Raw genomic sequence first — 16853 nt, 5'->3', positions numbered from 1 at the left:
CATTGGATGAGTTGAAATGGCTAAGAAACTGATTATTACCGCGGCGCTGGTCGGTGCCGGTACCACCCGGGCACAAACGCCGCACGTTCCGATCACGCCCGACGAGATCGCCGCCGACGTAGTCGCCTGCGCCAAGGCCGGCGCGGCGATTGCGCACCTGCACGTGCGTGACGAGAACGGCAAGAACTCGATGGCGACCGACAAGTTCGTCGAGGTCGTGACCAAGGTGCGCAAGGCCGTGGCCGACGCCGGTCTCGACATCGTGCTCAACCTCACGACCTCCGGCAGCGCGTTCTCCGAAGAACTGCGCCTCGCCCACCTGCCGATCCTGATGCCGGAAATGTGCTCCTACGATCCGGGTTCGATGAACTGGGCGAACAGCTATGTCTTCCTCAATACACCGGCATTCCTCGAAAAACTTGGCGCCAAGTGCATCGAGCTCGGCATCAAGCCGGAAATCGAGATTTTTGACGCCGGCATGATCGGCAACGTCGAGCATTACCTCAAGAAGGGCCTGCTCCAGCAGCCGCTGCACTGCCAGTTCGTGCTCGACGTGCCGGGCGGCATGCCGGGCAATCTCGAAACGCTCGCCTATCTGCTGCCGAAGCTGCCGGAAGGCTCGACCTGGTCGATCACCGGTATCGGCAAGTCGCACGTGCCGATGATGCTGGCGGGTCTGGCGGCCGGCTGCGACGGCCTGCGCGTCGGTCTCGAAGACAACATCTTCCTGGAAAAGGGCGTGCATGCGACCAACGCGCAACTCGTCGCCCGTGCCGTCGAGTTCGGCAAGGTCGCCGGCCGCGAGATCGCGACGGCGGAAGAAGCGCGTCAGATGCTCGGTCTCAAGAAGCAGCAGTAATCTCCGTGGTGGGCCGGGACGTGGTTCAGTCTCCGGCCCATTTTTTTCGCCGCGGGAGAGGCGGGCGCGGCGATTTTTCCGTCGCGCAGCGCGCCGGGGCGGCGTCCGGCTGCCTGTGTGCACGGCGCCGGGTTTCCGCGGGCGTGGGAATAGCATGAAGAGTGAGTTTCTGGTCGATGCCTTCGGCCGCCCTTTGCGCGATCTGCGGATTTCGGTGACCGATCGCTGCAATCTGCGCTGCACGTATTGCATGCCGCGCGATGCCATCGGCACCAAATTCTCTTTCCTGCCGCATGGCCAGCTGCTGAGTTTCGAGGAGATCCATCGCCTCGCCCGCCTGTTCGTTGCGCTGGGAGTCCGCAAAATCCGCCTGACCGGCGGCGAGCCGCTGATGCGCCACGGGCTCGAAGGCTTGATCGAGAAGCTGGCCCGGCTGCGCGATGCGCGCGGCGACGCCGTCGAAGTGGCCTTGATCACCAATGGCACGCAACTCGCCAAACGCGCCCGCCAGCTCAAGGACGCCGGCTTGTCGCGGCTGACCGTCAGCCTCGACGCGCTGAGCGAACCGACGTTCCGGCGCATCACCGATGCGGCCGCCTCGGTCGGGACGGTGCTTGACGGCATCGCTGCGGCACAGGCGGTCGGGCTCGCGCCGGTGAAGGTCAACACGGTCGTGCAGCGCGGCGTCAACGAGCACGAGATCCTGCCGCTGGTGCGCTATTTCCGCAATACCGGCGTCATTGTCCGGTTCATCGAATTCATGGATGTCGGCAACCGCAACCAGTGGCGTCTCGACGATGTCGTGTCGGCGCGCGACATTCTGGCGCGCATCGACCAGGAGATTCCGATCCAGCCGCTGTCGGCCAGGCACCACGGCGAGGTCGCCAAACGCTGGGCATTCGCCGACGGCAGTGGCGAAATCGGCGTCATCGCTTCGGTGACCCAAGCCTTCTGCCATGAGTGCACCCGCCTGCGCCTGTCGACCGACGGCAAGTTATTCACCTGCCTGTTTGCCTCGACCGGAAACGATCTGCGCACGGCGCTGCGGCGAGGTGCCGATGACGACGAGATGGTCGGCCTGATCCGGCAGACCTGGCAGCAGCGCAGCGACCGCTATTCGCAACTGCGGCACGACGCGACGCGGAGTCCGGCCAGACGCATCGAGATGTCGTATATCGGCGGTTAGCCGGGCATTTTCCCGCGCCTGTCCTGCCCCCCTCCTGCACCTTTCCCGCGCCGATGGCGGTGCCCGCTCAGGGTAGCGCGGTTTCCTGAAAACGATTCGAGGCAATGCGCTGGACGCGAGCGATTTCGCCGGCCGCCAGGCCGTCGCTGGTTGCCGGGATGAACAGCAAGCCGTCGGCCATGGCCATCGACAGCAGGTCGCCGCTGCTTTGCGAACCCGTCGATCGGGCCCAGAGCATCCCGGCGGCGTCGGGCGTCAGCGTGACGCGGACGAATTCGCAGCGACCGGGTGCGTGCTTGAAGTTGCGGGCCAGCCGGACCGGGACGGTTTCGCGATAACACTGCCGGTGGCCGAGATGTCGACGCAGCAGCGGGATGACGAATTCTTCGACGCAGACCATGCTCGATACCGGGTTGCCCGGCAAGCCGAAGATCCGGCAATCGCCGTGCGTGGCAAAGACGAGCGGATGGCCCGGGCGCATCGCCACCCGCCAGAAATGCAGTTCGGCGCCCAAGGCTTCGAGGACCGGGCGGACGTGGTCATGGACGCCGACGGACGAGCCGCCGGAGACCAGCAGGATGTCATGGTCGAGCCCGCGGCAAAGCGCCTCGCGCAGTGCTTCCGGGTCGTCGGCGGCGATGCCGAGTCGTTGCGGCGCGATGCCGATGGCCTGGAGCTGGGCGAGGATCGCGTAGCTGTTCGATTCGGGAATCCTGTCCGCATCGAAGGCGTCTTCGAGTGCTTCGAGTTCGTCGCCGGTGGCGAGGATGGCGACCGTCGGCCGACGGTGGACCGGAACACGGGCGCACTTGACGGTGGCGAGCACGCCGACGACGCCGGGCGTGACGACGCTTCCGGCCTCGAGGACGACGGCATCGCGGCGCATGACTTCGCCGCGTCGCCGGATATCGTTGCCGGCCGGGACCGCAGCCGGAAAAATGACGGCACCGTCGGCGTCGATGCGGGTGTCCTCGCAGCGGACGACGGCGTCGGCGCCTTCGGGCAACGGCGCGCCGGTCATGATGCGGACGCATTGACCGGCGGTGATGGCGGCGGTCGGCCGGTCGCCGGCCTTGATGTCGGCGACGACGGGCAGTGCCGCGCCTCCGGCGGCGAGGTCGGCGCTGCGCACGGCGAAACCGTCCATGGCCGAGATGTCGTAAGGCGGGAGGTCGCGGTTGGCGCGGATGTCGCGCGCGATGACGCGGCCCTGGGCGCTTTCGAGCGGGATTTCCTCGATCTCGCCGGTACGGGCGTGGGCCATGACGAGTGCTTGGGCGTCGGCGAGACTCAGGTGGGTGTGTTCAGGCAAGGCTGGGTTCCTTGGTGGCGAGGGCTTGCGCCAGGTCCTCGGGCGTGTCGAGATCGATAAAGCTGCGCAAGGCCGGATCGGCGGCGCGCAGCTTTTCCGCATCGACCCAGCAGACGTCGAGTCGTTTGAGCAGGCCGCGCAAGCTGCAATCCGTGCCGCCGGAGAGCGTGCGCTGCATCTCGTTCAGGGCCGAGCGTGCGTAGAAGGCCGTCAGCGGCTGCGGAAAGCCGTCGATGACCGGGACGACGGCCTGGTGGTCGCGACGTTCGCGGGCCAGGCGCGCGATGAGCGCGGGGTTGATGAAGGGCATGTCGGCGGCCAGCGCGAAAATCCAGGGCGTGTTGACCCGGGCGAGCCCGGCGCTCAGGCCGGCGAGCGGGCCTTTACCCGTGCTGCGGTCGCGTACCTGGGGAACGCGGATGTCGTTGCGGCCTTCGCGGACGCTGACCAGCACCTGGGAAAAGACCGGGCGGAGCTCGTCGATGACATGCTGGAGCAGGATCCGGCCGCCGAATTGCAGGCGCGTCTTGTCGCAGCCCATTCGCCTGGAGTCGCCGCCGGCAAGGATCAGGGCGGTGCAGTCGGCAATCATTGTCCGGCGCGGCCCAGCAGAAAATCGGCGACGCCGTCGACGTCGTCGAGGGCGAAATGCGGCAGTTCGGGATAGGTTTCCGGGCTGTCGGTGACCAGCGCGATCAGGCCGTCGGCCGGCGTGCAGCGGGCGGGTTTGCCGCAGTCGCGGCGCAATACCTCGATTTTCGGGCCGTCGGCACGGGAAAAGCCTTCGGCCAGGACCAGGTCGGCCTCGCCGAGAAAGCGCCGGGCGAGGTGTTTCGGTTCGTGCGCCCCGACCGTGTCGGCGACGAGTTGCAGCGCCGAACCGGTGACCAGCATGCTGAGTGCGGCACCGGCGTTCTTGTAGCGCCAGCTGTCCTTGCCCGGCGTGTCCAGTTCGACCGGATGGTGCGCATGCTTGAGGGTGGCCACGCGCCGACCGCGTTGGGTCAGGGCGGGCAGCAGTTTCTCGACAAAAGTGGTCTTGCCGGCGTTCGAATGGCCGACAAAAATGAAAAGTGGCGGGGTCGTCATGGTCTGCCCGATATCCTTGCATTGCCCGTCTGGCGGGCGGTTTTGCGGGGTTTTTCCGTTCCTGACAGCGTCATTATTTGATGCCTGTTGATTTGATCGTTTTCGCCGCTGTCATCTAGAATTCGCGGTTTTCCGGCCGGGAAACCGCTCCCGCCCGTCTATAGTGTTGGCATGCCTTCTCCCCGACGGAATGCCGATCGGCATCCGATTATGCTTAGCCCCGCAGGCCAGCGTCGACTGGCGATTGTTCATGACGAGATAACCCCCGGTAATACCGCGGCAGGCCGGTTCCGGTATTCCTCCAAGGCAAGTGGGCATAACAAATTACCAGTCGACTTGGGGGTCGATAAATTGCAAATTGGCGCCCTGTGTGGATACCGATTGTTTGTGTGGTGCAGCAGGGGACAATTCACGGTGGTGCCGGTTTCGGTCCCGGAATTGATGAGCGGAAGATCCCGTTTTTCGAGAATTCGCCTTGCTGTCATAAAAATGATTAGCCTGAAAAGCGATTTCAGAGGAGTGTGAGTGTGGAACCAGTAACATTGGGTGTGCTTGGATTGGGGCTGATGATCGTCCTGATCGTCATGGGGGTGCATATCGGCATTTCGATGGCCGTCGTCGGATTTCTCGGCATGGCGGCCATTACCGGTATGGATGCCGCCCTGGGGATGTTGCAGACGACGCCGTATTCGACGGTCGCCAATTACGGCCTGAGCGTCATCGTCCTGTTCGTGCTGATGGGGCAGCTGGCCTATCACTCCGGGCTCAGCTACGACCTGTACAAGGCCTCCTTCACCTGGCTCGGACATTTGCCGGGTGGCTTGGCGATGTCGACGGTCGTGGCCTGCACCGGGATCGGCGCCTTGTGCGGTTCGACGACGGCGACGACGGCGACGATGGGCATCGTCGCGCTGCCCGAGATGAAGCGTTTCGGTTACCAGGGCGGTTTTGCCGCCGCGACCGTGGCCTGCGCCGGCACGCTCGGCACCATGGTGCCGCCCAGCGTGCTGCTGATGCTCTACGGTGTCATGTGCTCGCTGTCGATCGGCAAGTTGTTCTCGGCGGTGGTCATCCCCGGCCTGACGCTGTTGCTCCTGTATCTCCTGGTGGCGTATCTGGTCGTCCTGCGCAATCCGGAACTGGGGCCGCGCGGGCCGAAGTGCAGCTGGAAGGAACGTTTCGAGTCGCTCTATCACGTCAAGGACCTGCTGTTCCTGATCGTGCTGGTGATCGGCGGCATGCTCGGCGGTTTCTTCACGGTCAATGAGGGCGGGGCGGTCGGCGTGCTTGGCGCGCTGGTGGTCGCAGGCTTCCGCCGTTCGCTGAGCTTCGCCATGCTCAAGCAGGCGCTGCTCGATACCGGCAAGACCTCGGCGATGATCTTCATGGTGATCACCGGCGCGATGATCTTCGGGTACTTCCTGGCGATCTCGCGGCTACCGGGCGAAATGGCGCAGTTCTTCGCCGAACTGCCCTTCCACCGCAACATCGTCATGTTCGGCATCATCCTGCTCTACATCTTCCTCGGCGCGCTGATGGACGAACTGGCGATGCTGCTGCTGACGATCCCGATCTTCTTCCCGGTGGTGGCGGCCCTCCAGTTCAATCCCTACTGGTTTGGCGTGCTGCTGGTGCTGGTCATGGCCTCGGGCATGATCTGCCCGCCTGTCGGCATCAACTGCTTCATCATCGCCGGCATCGACAAATCGATCCCGATTACCCAGATCTACAAGGCTATCTGGCCGTACTGGGGGGCCATCGTCGTCATGTTGTTCCTGATGTTCCTCATTCCGGACCTTGCCCTGTGGCTGCCGTCGGTCCTGATGTGAGCGCTTTAATAAGACAAACCGGTTTTTACCATTCATTACTTGCTGCCAAGTTTCAAATTCGAGGAGGATTAAGCATGAAATTCAGCCTTAAGCTATTGCTCGCAACACTCGCCGCATCGGTCGCCTTTTCTTCATTCGCGGCCGATCCGGAAAAGAAGACCTTCCGCCTGAAGTTCGCGCACCACAACCCGCCGACTGCCTTCGTGTGCACCAACGGGTTCGCCCCCTGGGTGAAGGCGGTCGAGTCGCGTACCGGCGGCCAGGTCAAGATCGACATCTATCCCTCCGCGACGCTCGGCAAGCCGCAGGATGCCTACGATAACGTCATCAAGGGCATCGCCGACATCACCTGGGGGTTCGTCGCCTATTTCCCGGGACGCTTCCCGCTGACCGAGGTGATGAACTTGCCGATGCTGGGGGTCGATAAGGCCACCGTCGGCAGCAAGGTGGTCTGGGACCTGTACAACGAGACGCCGTACCTGAAGAAGGAGTTCGCCGACGTCAAGGTGCTGACGCTGCACACGCATGACGGTGCGCCGGTAACCTCGAAGAAGCCGATCCTCACGATGGGCGACATGCAGGGCAAGAAGATCCGCGCGCCGGGCGGTCCGCTGGTGCCGATGCTGCAGTCGCTCGGCGCGAGTCCGATGGCGATGCCGGCGCCGGATACCTATCAGGCGGCCGAGAAGGGCGTGATCGACGGTGCCGTGATGGCCTGGGAAGCCGTCGAGATGATGAACTTGCAGGAGGTGTTCAAATCGGCGCTCGACGCCAACGTCAATTCGGGCGTCTTCTTCCTGATCATGAACAAGAAGACCTGGGATTCGCTGCCGCCCGAGGTGCAGAAGGTCTTTGACGAGGAAAGCGGCGAGAAGGCCAGCCAGCTCTTCGCCAAGGCCTGGGACGAGACGAAGAAGACCTCGACGGCCAAGTTCCTCAAGGCCGGCGGCAAGATTGTGCCGATGGATGCGGCGGAAACGACGAAGTGGCGCGAGAAGTCGATGAGCATCTGGACCAAGTGGGCCTCCGACCAGGAAGCCAAGAAGCTGCCGGGCCTCGCCATCCTGGATGAGGCGGTGAAGCGCATCGAGAAGGCCAGGAAGCAGCAGATGTAATGCCGCGCGCCGGAGGTGCCGGCGAGGCGCCTCCGGAACGTGTCTGTCGTGAGATTTAAGGGGAAGATCTTGAACGTTGGTAAATCGATAAAACTGGCTATCTACAAGCTGAGCGCGCTGCTCAACATCCTCGGTGTCGGGTTCATCCTGATCATGGTGCTGCTGATCGTCGTCGACATCTTGTCGCGCCTGCTCTTCAACGTCGCGCTCCAGGGCTCGTATGAACTGGTCGAATACATCATGGGCCTGGTCATCGTCTTCGCCCTCGGCTACACGCAGATCAAGAACGGCCATATCAGCGTCACCACGCTGATCGAGATGCTGCCCGAATCGGCCCAGAACTGGGCCAATCGCGGCGTCAATCTGGTCGGCCTTGCGATGTTCGCGCTGATTACCTGGCAGACCTTCGAGAAAGCGGGAATGGAGGTCAAGGCTGGTACGACCTCGGCCGTGCTGTACATCCCGAAGTATCCGTTCATGTACGCCTGCGCCTTCGGCTTCGCGGTGCTGACGCTGGTTTACCTGATGCAGGTGCTGATGCCGGATGAAGAAGATCCGGCCCAGGAAGAGAAGCAGGATTTGATCGTCTGATCCGTACCGGACGCGCCCTCGAATCGAACGAATTCAGCAGACGAAGAACTGGCAATCAATCATCATGTGGCGTTCGATCTCCTTGTGCTGTCCGGCCTGTCTTGTGCCCAAGTCGGGTATCGTTGACCGCTTTGTGTCGCCGTCGGCGGTACCGCACAGCTTGAGACAGGAGATATCGATATGAAATACGACAAGGTTGTAACAACGACGGCATGGTCGCCCGGGCCCGGTTGTCACGGTGGCTGCGGCGTCAAGCTGTTCGTCCGCGACGACAAGGTGGTCCGGGTCGAGGGCGACGAGAACCATCCCTTCAGCCAGGGCCGCGCCTGTCCGCGCCTGCTGGCGCTGACCCAGTACATGTATCACCCGGAACGCATCACCCACCCGCTCAAGCGGGTCGGGCCGCGCGGCAGCGGCGAATTCGTCCGCATCTCATGGGACGAGGCGCTCGACACGATCGAGGCGCGCCTGCGCGAAATCAAGGACGACTACGGCCCCGAATCGGTGCTGTTCTGCCAGGGCACCGGGCGCGACATCGGCGGGCCGATTTCCTTCCTGGCTTATTCCTACGGCAGTCCCAACTGGATCCAGCTCGGACTCGCCGGCCATTCCTGCTACACGCCGCGGCTCGGTGCGATGATGGCGACGCAGGGCGATTACGCCGTGCTCGATGCCGCCCAGTTCTCGCCGCAACGTTATGACGACCCGGAATACCGCGTTCCCGAGGTCATCGTCATCTGGGCGCAGAACCCGGCGCCGGGCTGTCCGGACGGCTTCTTCGGCCACTGGATCGTCGACTGCATGAAGCGCGGATCGAAACTGATCGTCATCGACCCGCGCTGGACCTGGTTCTCGGCCAAGGCCGAGATGTTCCTGCAGATCCGGCCGGGGACCGACGGCGCGCTGGCGCTGGCGATGATCAACGTGATCATCTCCGAGAAGCTCTACGACGAGAAATTCGTGTCCGAATGGACCGTCGGCCTCGACGAACTGCGCGAACGCGCGGCCGAGTACACGCCCCGTCGCGTTGCCGAGATCACCTGGATTCCCGAGGCAGACATCATCGCCGCGGCGCGCATGTACGCCAAGGCCAAGCCGGCGGCGATCCACTGGGGCGTCCCTGTCGACAAGAGTCCGGAAGGGACCACCGTCGCACAGGCGATCAACCATCTCTGGTGCCTGACCGGCAATCTCGATGTGCCTGGCGGCAATGTCATCGCCCGGCCGGCGTACGGCGTCACGACCTATCCGTTCTCGACGCAGGAAATGCACGCGTTGTACGGCGAGGATTTCGTCAACCGGCTCAACGAGAAGCGGATCGGCGCCAAGGAATACGCGATGGTGCGCAATTTCCGCGGCTGGGCGCAGCCGGACGTCGCCGTCGAGCAGATGATCAGCGGCGAGCCCTATCCGATCAAGGCCTGCTGGATTCAGACCAGCAACGTGCTGGGTGGCCAGGCGGCCGACACCCGCCTGCACCACGAGGCGCTGAAGAAGATGGACTTCGTGGTGGTGGCCGACCTCTTCCACAATCCGACGACGATGGCGGTGGCCGACATCGTCCTGCCGGTCGCCTCGCTCGCCGAGAAGGAGAGCTTCCGTTCCTGGTGGGCGCCGCTGCAGGTCATCACGCCGGCCGTCCAGGTCGGCGAATGCCGGTCCGACTGGGAAATCAATTTCGAGTTGGCCAAGCGCTTCAATCCTGAACTCGGCAAGCGCTTCCCGACGCTCAAGGATTTGTTCGACGACCGCCTCAAGCCGACCGGCATGAGCTACGACGAACTGCGCGATGCCGGCGGCTGGATGATGCCGCCGGAGAATTCCGCGTCGCGCCCGTATCGCCGCCATGAGCGCGGCTTGTTGCGCCCGGACGGCAAGCCCGGCTTCCGGACGCCGTCCGGCAAGATCGAGTTCGCCAGCCAGAGCTACGCCCAGTGGGGGCTCGACCCGCTGCCCTATTTTTCCGAACCGCCGGAGAGCGAGGTGCGCACGCCCGAGCTGCTCGCCAAGTATCCGCTTGTCATGGTAAGCGGACGACGCTCCTCGGTGTTCTTCCACTCCGAACACCGGAACATCCCGTGGCTGCGCGAATGCGATCCCGATCCGATCGTCGAGATCCATCCCAGCGTCGCCAAAGCCAATGGCATCGAGGACGGCGCCTGGGTGACGATCGAAAACGATCGCGGCGCCATCCGGCGCAAGGCCAAGGTGACGCCGATCGTGCATCCGCGCATCGTCAGCGTGCCGCACGGCTGGTGGCTGCCCGAAACGGAAGGGCGCGAGCCCAATCTGTTCGGCATCTGGGATGTCAATTGCAACGTGCTGGTGCCGATGGGCACGCAAAGCAAGTCCGGCTATGGGGGCGGCGCCTACAAGACGACCCTGGTCCGCGTCCGCGCGGCGGAAGGGAGGGGCGAGTGATGGAAAAGCAGGGACTGTTGATCGATTACGAATTCTGCACCGGCTGTCATAGCTGCGAAGTGGCTTGCAAGCAGGAGCACGAGTACCCGGCAGGGAAGTGGGGCATCAAGGTGAATGAATTCACCCAGCAGATTTCCGAGAAGCGCATGGAAATCACCTACCTGCCGTTTCCGACCGATTTATGCAATTTGTGTCACCAGAGAACTTCGCACGGCGAATTGCCGGCTTGCGTGAAACATTGCCAGGCCGCGTGCATGACTTTTGGGAATATCACCGATTTGGTGGCTTCGATGGTCAAGAAACCGAAGATGGTGCTGTTCTCGCCCAAATAGACAACTGACAGCAGGAATCATGGAGGCAAACCACAATGAGTAACCAGGAAAAGATGTATTTCAATATGACGAACGGCGGACCGATCTCCGTCTACGTCAAGGATGGGAAGGTCGTCCGCGTGCGGCCTCTGCAGGTTCCGGAATCGGAATACAAGCCCTGGACCATTGAGGCCGGCGGCAAGAAGTATTCGCCGCCCAAGGCCGTGCGCCTGTCGCCGCCGGTGCATGCCGAACGCAACCGGCTCGATTCCTACAACCGCATCCTGCGCCCGCTGAAGCGTGTCGACTTCGATCCGAAGGGCGAGCGCAACCCGCAGAATCGCGGCAAGTCCGGCTATGTCGAAATCAGCTGGGACGAAGCGCTCGACATCGTTTCCGGCGAAATCAAGCGCCTGACCGATACCTACGGCGGCTCGTCGATCACCGGCATGACCTCGTCGCACCACAACTGGGGCGTCGTCGGCTACAAGATGGGGCCGTTCTCGCGCTTCATGAACATGCTCAACTACACGCCGGTGCTCGACAATACCGACAGCTGGGAGGGCTGGCACTGGGGCGCGACGCATACCTACGGCTTCTACTGGCGCCTGGGCATGCCGGAACAGTTCGACCTGCTCGAGGACGTGCTCAAGAACACCGAGATGGTCGTCTTCTGGTCGAACGATCCGGACACGACGCGCGGCACCTACAGCGGCCAGGAATCGGCGATCTGGCGCCAGTGGCTGAAGGAAAAGGGCATCAAGACGGTCTTTATCGATCCCTTCTACAACTACACCAACGCTGCCATGGACGGTACCTGGCTGCCGCCGCGGCCGGGTTCCGACACGGCGCTGGCGATGGCGATCGCCTACGTCTGGATCACCGAAGGCATCTATGACAAGGAATATGTCGCCGACAAGACGCAGGGTTTCGACGAATTCAAGGATTACATCCTTGGCCTGAGCGACAACGGTCGCGCCAAGACGCCGGAATGGGCGGCCGAGGAATCGGGCATTCCGGCGCGCAAGATCCGGGCGCTGGCGCGCGAGTGGGCCTCGAAGCGCACCAGCCTGAGCAGCGGCTGCCGCGGCGGCGAAGGCGGCGCCTGTCGTACCGCCTACGGGACCGAGTGGGCGCGCATGATGGTCTGTCTGCAGGCGATGCAGGGCCTGGGCAAGCCGGGTGTCTCGATCTGGGGGGCGACGATGGGCGCGCCGGCCGATTCGACGACCTGGTTCCCGGCCTATGCCGAACCGCGCGGCCAGATGGGCAAGTCCGGTATCGCCAAGAACAAGCTCTCGCTGATGAACCAGACGAAGCAGCGCCTGTTCCGCCTGACCCTGCCGGAAGCGATCCTGAACGGCAAGGAAGACTTCCTCGGCGATGGCTTCTGCGGCCAGAGCCTGGAGCAGCAGTTCAAGCGCAACATCTACCCGATGGAAGGACATTCGCCGGTCAAGATGTTCTATCGCTACGGCGGCTCGTTCATGGGCACCATGGTCGACACCAACAAGTGGGTGAAGATGTACCAGAGCGAGAACCTCGAGTTCGTGGTGAACCAGGATTGCTGGTTCAGCAGCGAGACGAAGTTCGCCGACGTCATCCTGCCGGCCTGTACCAACCTCGAACGCAATGACATCGGCGAATGGGCGGCTTGCGGCGGCTACACGACCAACGCGCATATCGGCAACAATTACCGCGTCATCGTGCGCCAACAGAAGGCGGTCGAACCGCTGGGCGAGTCGAAGTCCGACTACGAGATCTTCACGCTGCTCTCCGACCGGCTCGGCATGAAGGAGCTATTCACCGAGGGCAACAGCGAGGACGATTGGGCCAAGCTCTTCTACGAATCGTCGGACGTGGCAAAGACGGTGAGCTGGGACGAGTTCAACCAGAAGGGCTACCACCTGGTGCCGGTGCCCGACGACTACAAGTCGACGCCGAGCCTGCGCTGGTATGCCGAAGGGCGTGACGTCGATACGCCCGATACCGGCAACCCGAAGCGCGGCACCGACAAGGCCAAGGAACTCGGCACCTATTCCGGCAAGATCGAGTTCGCTTCGGAAAGTCTCAAGAAGGCGTTCCCGGACGACACCGAGCGCAGCATCGTGCCGAGCTTCCATGCGTCCTGGGAAGGCTATGACAGCGAACTGTTCAAGCAGTACCCGCTGCAACTGATCAGCCCGCATCCGCGCTTTTCGTTCCACACGGCTTATGACAATCATACGACCTGGGTCGATGAGATTCCGCTGCACCGCGTCGAAAAGAACGGGTACCGCTGGTGGCCGATCCGCCTCAATCCGGCCGATGCCAAGGCACGCAACATCAGCAACGGCGACATCGTCGAGCTTTATAACGATCGCGGTTCGGTGCTCGGCAGCGCCGTCGTGACCGAGCGTGTCCAGCCCGGTGTCATCCACAGCTACGCCTCGGGCGCGAAGTACGATCCGTTGGTGCCGGGCAAGCCGGGTTCGACCGACCGCGGCGGTTGCGTCACCTTGCTGACGCCGTCACGCATGTTGTCGAAGAACGTACCGGGCATGGCGCCGAATTCATGCCTCGTTGAAATCAGAAAGTGGGGAGTGTAAGGAAATGGCTCGATTTGGAATTGGAATTGATATTGAAAAGTGCACGGGGTGCCACTCCTGCTTTCTCGCCTGCAAGGACGAGTTTGTCGGCAACGACCATCTGCCCACGGCGGCGGCTCAGCCGCACGGCGGGCACAGCTGGATCCGCGTGAAGGAAGTCGAACAAGGGTCCGGCACCAAGGTCAAGGTCGATTACGTGCCGGTACTGTGCCAGCACTGCAACTCGCTGGCCTGCGCCAAGGTGGCGCCGGAAGGGGCGGTCTATCGTCGCGCCGACGGCATCGTCATCATCGATCCGGTCAAGGCCAAGGGTTGCAAGGCCATGGTCGATGCCTGCCCGTACGGCGTCGTCTACTGGAACCAGGATGCCGACCTGCCGCAAAAGTGCACGATGTGCGCGCATATGCTCGATGCCGGCGAGAAGACCACGCGCTGCGCCGAGGTGTGCCCGACCGGTGCGCTGGTCTTCGGCGATCTCGATGATGTGACGAGCCCGGTGTCGCGCATGCTGGCCGAGAAGGCCGGCAAGCTCGAAGCCCTGAAGCCCGAATTCGGGACCGGCCCGTCGGTGTGTTACTCGGGTCTGCCGAAAGTGTTCATCGCCGGCGAAGTGCTGTTCTCGAACCGCGGCAGCGAATGCGCTTCGGGTGTCAAGGTCGTGCTGAAGGATGCCACCGGCAAGAAGATCGAGGAGACGCTGACCGATTGCTTCGGCGACTTCACCTTCCGCGATCTCGAGACCAACGAGGGCTACGTCGTCAACGTCGAGCATGTTGGCTATGCGCCGCTCGAGTTGGCAGTGCGTGCCTTCGCCAGCCAGAACCTCGGCGAACTGGTGCTCAAGGCGAAGTAGGCGGCAGCGTCTGCGGGCGGCGGGATGGATTTTCCGCCTGCCGCCCAGCCTCGTCTCTTTCAACGCCGCTTGCCGGGCGGGGCTGCTTTGCGCCGTGTCCGGAACCCCGGGTCCGGCAGTCGCGTCCGATCTCCGGCGACATGCCCATGACGTTCGCCGGTGCAGCGGGTGTAGTATGCCGGGGTTGCCGGTTTCGGCGGATGTATGACGATCGGGGCGCGGGTAGGTGCGCTCCCGGGCGTGATTGTGTGGCGATATGTTCTGGAAAAACTGGTCTTCCGACCGCATCGGCGTCGGCCTTGCCATCCTGGCGGCCTTCGGCTTCTCGTTCAAGGCGATCCTGATCAAGCTGGCCTATACCGCCCCGGGCGCGGCGCCGGTCGGTCCGGTGACGCTCCTGTCATTGCGCATGCTGCTTTCATTGCCGGCCTTCGTCTGGCTCGGCATCACGTCGAGCCGCGCCGCGCCGCCGCTGACGCGCCGCGATTGGGGCATGCTGGTCGTCCTCGGTCTGCTCGGCTACTACGGCGCCAGCCTGTTCGATTTTCTCGGACTGCAGTACGTTTCCGCCGGCTTGGAGCGTCTGATCCTGTTCACCTATCCGACCCTGACGATCCTGATCGGCGTCTTCTTCATGGGCAAACGGCTCGAGCGGCGTGAGATCGCCGCCTTGTTGTTGTCCTATGTCGGCATCGGCCTCGCCTTCGTTCACGATCTCGAGTTTTCCGGCGACATGCAGAAGGTGATTGTCGGCAGCCTACTCGTCTTCGGCTCGTCGGTGACCTATTCGCTCTACCTGTCGGGCAGCGGCCCGATGATTTCGCGCCTCGGTTCGACCCGTTTCACGGCGCTCGTGATGATCGTCTCGACCCTGGCCGCGGCGTTCCATTCGCTGGTCAGCCAGCCGCTCAGCGCCTACGACCTTCCCGCCAGCATCTACGGCTATGTGATTGCCATCGTCGTCTTCTCGACGGTGCTGCCGATGTTCATGCAGTCCGCATCGATCCGGCGGATCGGCATCGCGCGCTCGGTGCTGATCGGTACGCTCGGTCCGGTGCTGACCATTTTCTTCGGCTGGTGGATCCTCGGCGAGCCGATGTCGCTGGCGCAGGCCGCCGGTACGGCGATGGTGCTGTTCGGCGTCTTCATGGTCAGCCGCAAGTAGCGTCCGGCCCCGCACCCCCCGGCGACGCCGGCGAGGGGGGCGCCGGGCATCGCCAGGGCCGGGGCGAAGCGGCCGCCCCGAAACGCGTCGCTGCTTTATGCCGGACACTTCGCTTCGTGCGGCGCATGGCGACTCACTCCGCAGCGGCGAGGAACACGAGGCCGAGGATGCTCGCCAGCGCGGCCGGAATGCCGTAGCGCTCGATGTTCGACGGCGGCGCACCGGCAATCATTTCGACCGGCACCGTCGTCAGTTCGAGCACCCGGTTGGTGACCGAGTCTTCGACCATTCGGGTCAGCGTGTTCTTGCGCGCGGTGCTCATGACGATGTGATCGCAATGCAGGTCTTCCGCCATCCGGGCGATCACCGCGGCCTTGTCGCCGACCTCGATGTGCGAGGTGTGAGGAACGTCGGCGGCGTCGAGCGCCTTCTGCGCCGCTGCAAGGGCTGCCCGGCCCTGCGACTGCGTGTATTCCTTCAGGTCGGTCTTGCCGATGAAGCGCGTGACATAGGCGGAGAAGCGCGGCTGCACGTTGAGCAGATGAATCCGGAGGGCCGGATTTGCGCGGAATTCGCGAATCAGGTGAGGGACGACCAGGGTCGCGTTTTCAGCACCAGCGATCGGAACCAGTATCTTTCTCATGATGAGATCTCCTTGACAAGCGTGCGAGTCAGATGCCCGGCGACTGCGGGCGCTAAAGTCGGAGACCCTCGCGCTGATCTTCGACTCGATCCTGCGGTGGTTATGCACGAATCCTGCCCACAGCACGCCACCGATGACCGTCGCGTAGAGCAGGAAGGTGGCGATCGGTGCGTCGGCGAGTTGCCGCTTGAGGAAGGGTTCGGAGGCGATCATCTTCGCCGCGGTCAGCGCCAGCACGCTGGCGCCGAGATACATGATGACCGGGTAGCGCTCGATGTACTTGAGCAGGAAGGAACTGCCCCAGACCAGGATAGGAACGCTGATCAGCAGGCCGGCGACCACCAGGATGAAGTCGCCGTGCGCGGCGCCGGCGACGCCGAGGACGTTGTCGACGCCCATGACGACGTCGGCGACGACGATCGTCCGGATCGCGGCCCAGAACGACGCCGGGGCGGCGATGTTCTTTTCGCTGCTGCCGTGTCCGTTTTCGGGCAGCAGCAGCTTGAAGGCGATCCACGCAAGCAGCACGCCGCCGCCGAACAGGAGTCCGGGGATGCTGAGCAACCACACCACGGCGATGGTCATCGCCGCCCGCATTACCACGGCGGCGCCGGCGCCCCAGATCATCGCGCGCTTCTGCAAGTCCTTGCGGACGTTGCGTGCGGCGAGGGCAATGACGATTGCGTTGTCGCCGGCAAGCACCAGATCGATGGCGACGATGGCCGCCAGGGCGGCGAAGAATTCGAAGCTGAGAAATTCCATTTGGCACACCTCCTCAATGGCTGACGGATTCGATGCATTTCAGCCGTACCGGGATGTCGTGGCGTGTTGCCGCCTGCCGCTTCCCGCTGTTGCTGTCATCTCTCCGGTCGTTGCAGCCACATTAGGGGC

Annotated in this window: 14 protein-coding genes; 10 read left to right on the top strand and 4 right to left on the bottom strand. The window is 63.4% G+C overall.

The annotated features are described in order from the left end of the window. The first annotated feature begins 16 nt into the window (after positions 1-16). Together BLR25_RS16695 and moaA are read left to right on the top strand one after the other, a co-directional pair. Positions 17-859, top strand: coding sequence for a beta-keto acid cleavage family enzyme (locus BLR25_RS16695; RefSeq protein ID WP_091939181.1), 843 nt, complete (start codon positions 17-19; stop codon positions 857-859). Between the two features lie 154 nt (positions 860-1013). Further along, entirely contained in the window at positions 1014-2045 is a 1032-nt protein-coding gene (moaA, locus tag BLR25_RS16690; protein WP_143009897.1) for a GTP 3',8-cyclase MoaA, read from the top strand. A 67-nt stretch (positions 2046-2112) separates the two neighbouring features. Here the strand turns inward: moaA and BLR25_RS16685 are convergent, their stop codons facing one another. From BLR25_RS16685 to mobB, 3 genes are read right to left on the bottom strand one after another with little or no spacing between them, the layout of a single operon-like run. After that, positions 2113-3357: a molybdopterin molybdotransferase MoeA gene (locus tag BLR25_RS16685; RefSeq protein ID WP_218122788.1), complete on the bottom strand. Its 1245-nt coding sequence runs from the start codon at positions 3355-3357 to the stop codon at positions 2113-2115. Continuing rightward, the gene (gene mobA / locus BLR25_RS16680) at positions 3350-3949 is read right to left on the bottom strand and encodes a molybdenum cofactor guanylyltransferase (RefSeq protein ID WP_091939175.1); all 600 of its coding nucleotides are present in this window, start codon (positions 3947-3949) and stop codon (positions 3350-3352) included. Before mobA ends, BLR25_RS16685 begins: the two co-directional genes overlap by 8 nt. Continuing rightward, on the bottom strand, positions 3946-4446 hold the full coding sequence (gene mobB, locus BLR25_RS16675; protein ID WP_091939173.1) for a molybdopterin-guanine dinucleotide biosynthesis protein B: 501 nt from the start codon (positions 4444-4446) through the stop codon (positions 3946-3948). The genes mobA and mobB overlap by 4 nt, the downstream gene beginning before the upstream one ends. 527 nt (positions 4447-4973) lie before the next feature. On the opposite strand from mobB, the gene BLR25_RS16670 reads away from it, so the two are divergent. From BLR25_RS16670 to BLR25_RS16635, 8 genes are all read left to right on the top strand, one after another. Continuing rightward, positions 4974-6275 (top strand): TRAP transporter large permease, encoded by a 1302-nt coding sequence (locus BLR25_RS16670; RefSeq protein WP_143009896.1) that lies wholly within the window; start codon positions 4974-4976, stop codon positions 6273-6275. Between the two features lie 74 nt (positions 6276-6349). Then, on the top strand, positions 6350-7390 hold the full coding sequence (locus BLR25_RS16665) for a TRAP transporter substrate-binding protein (RefSeq protein ID WP_091939169.1): 1041 nt from the start codon (positions 6350-6352) through the stop codon (positions 7388-7390). A 69-nt stretch (positions 7391-7459) separates the two neighbouring features. Then, positions 7460-7981, top strand: a complete 522-nt coding sequence (locus BLR25_RS16660; RefSeq protein WP_091939167.1) for a TRAP transporter small permease — start codon at positions 7460-7462, stop codon at positions 7979-7981. 180 nt (positions 7982-8161) lie between these two features. Then, positions 8162-10402: a molybdopterin-containing oxidoreductase family protein gene (locus tag BLR25_RS16655; protein ID WP_091939165.1), complete on the top strand. Its 2241-nt coding sequence runs from the start codon at positions 8162-8164 to the stop codon at positions 10400-10402. Next, the gene (locus tag BLR25_RS16650; RefSeq protein ID WP_091939163.1) at positions 10402-10734 is read left to right on the top strand and encodes a 4Fe-4S dicluster domain-containing protein; all 333 of its coding nucleotides are present in this window, start codon (positions 10402-10404) and stop codon (positions 10732-10734) included. The genes BLR25_RS16655 and BLR25_RS16650 overlap by 1 nt, the downstream gene beginning before the upstream one ends. Positions 10735-10769: 35 nt before the next feature. Then, a complete protein-coding gene (locus BLR25_RS16645; protein ID WP_218122787.1) occupies positions 10770-13301 on the top strand; it encodes a molybdopterin-dependent oxidoreductase in 2532 nt (843 codons plus the stop codon). A gap of 4 nt (positions 13302-13305) precedes the next feature. Further along, positions 13306-14154, top strand: coding sequence for a 4Fe-4S dicluster domain-containing protein (locus BLR25_RS16640; RefSeq protein ID WP_091939162.1), 849 nt, complete (start codon positions 13306-13308; stop codon positions 14152-14154). A gap of 256 nt (positions 14155-14410) precedes the next feature. Beyond that, complete coding sequence (locus BLR25_RS16635; protein WP_091939160.1) at positions 14411-15319, top strand: DMT family transporter; 909 nt, start codon at positions 14411-14413, stop codon at positions 15317-15319. A 133-nt stretch (positions 15320-15452) separates the two neighbouring features. Here BLR25_RS16635 and BLR25_RS16630 read toward each other — a convergent pair whose 3' ends face one another. Next, positions 15453-16724, bottom strand: coding sequence for a YjbE family putative metal transport protein (locus BLR25_RS16630; RefSeq protein ID WP_091939158.1), 1272 nt, complete (start codon positions 16722-16724; stop codon positions 15453-15455). Between the last annotated feature and the right edge of the window lie 129 nt (positions 16725-16853).

Origin of the sequence: Propionivibrio dicarboxylicus (genome assembly GCF_900099695.1) — a bacterium.
Taxonomy (GTDB): domain Bacteria; phylum Pseudomonadota; class Gammaproteobacteria; order Burkholderiales; family Rhodocyclaceae; genus Propionivibrio; species Propionivibrio dicarboxylicus.
The sequence above is the reverse complement of the archived record's forward strand: the minus strand, read 5'-3'. Positions and strand labels throughout refer to the sequence as shown.